The organism is Myroides guanonis, assembly GCF_900114085.1.
Classification (GTDB): domain Bacteria; phylum Bacteroidota; class Bacteroidia; order Flavobacteriales; family Flavobacteriaceae; genus Flavobacterium; species Flavobacterium guanonis.
In genome coordinates, this window is sequence record NZ_FORU01000033.1 from 1 (window position 1) to 1,071 (window position 1,071).

The window sequence follows — 1,071 nt, forward strand, 5'->3', positions numbered from 1 at the left end:
GTATAAATCATTATATAGCATTCGGAGTTTGTCAGGAATTGGTAGGCGGTGAAGCCCCCGCATCCAATCAGTAGCTCTACCTCTATATAACTAATATACCGCTGCACCTAAATGCATTTCGGGGAGTACGAGCTATTTCCGAGTTTGATTGGCCTTTCACCCCTACCCACAGGTCATCCGAAAACTTTTCAGCGTTTGACGGTTCGGTCCTCCATTTAGTGTTACCTAAACTTCAACCTGCCCATGGGTAGATCACACGGTTTCGCGTCTACCACTACTGACTAAAGCGCCCTATTCAGACTCGCTTTCGCTACGGATCCAGACCTGAAGTCCTTATCCTTGCCAGCAACGGTAACTCGTAGGCTCATTATGCAAAAGGCACGCCGTCACCCCACTAAAGGGCTCCGACCGCTTGTAAGCGTATGGTTTCAGGATCTATTTCACTCCGTTATTCACGGTTCTTTTCACCTTTCCCTCACGGTACTGGTTCACTATCGGTCTCTCAGGAGTATTTAGCCTTGGCGGATGGTCCCGCCGGATTCAATCAGGATTTCTCGTGTCCCGACCTACTCAGGATACCACTATTCTTATCTTTTCTTACTTATACGGGACTATCACCCTCTTCGGTTCATCTTTCCAAATGATTCTAATTAAAGCCGCAAGAAATATCGTGGTCCTACAACCCCAATATTGCCGTAACAACATTGGTTTGGGCTATTCCGCGTTCGCTCGCCACTACTTGCGGAATCACTTTTGTTTTCTTCTCCTCCGCCTACTTAGATGTTTCAGTTCAGCGGGTTTGCCTCCTATCGGATACTATGTCTTCAACATAGTGGGTTGCCCCATTCGGATATCTGCGGATCAATCGGTGTGTGCCCGTCCCCGCAGCTTTTCGCAGCTTATCACGTCCTTCTTCGCCTCTGAGAGCCTAGGCATTCCCCATACGCCCTTATTTTGCTTATGTGCTTACAGATTGTGTATAAACGATTATACACAAACGTACTTTCTATATTATTTTTATTATTCTTTCTTAAAAAATTTGTTTTTAAGTGTTTCAATATGTCAATGAAC

General features: G+C 45.5%; 1 rRNA gene. It reads right to left on the reverse strand.

Going from position 1 to position 1,071, the window contains the following annotated elements:
• Positions 1-963: ribosomal RNA gene (locus BM024_RS13585) — 23S ribosomal RNA — on the reverse strand; the annotation flags it as partial.
• Positions 964-1,071 lie beyond the last annotated feature (108 nt).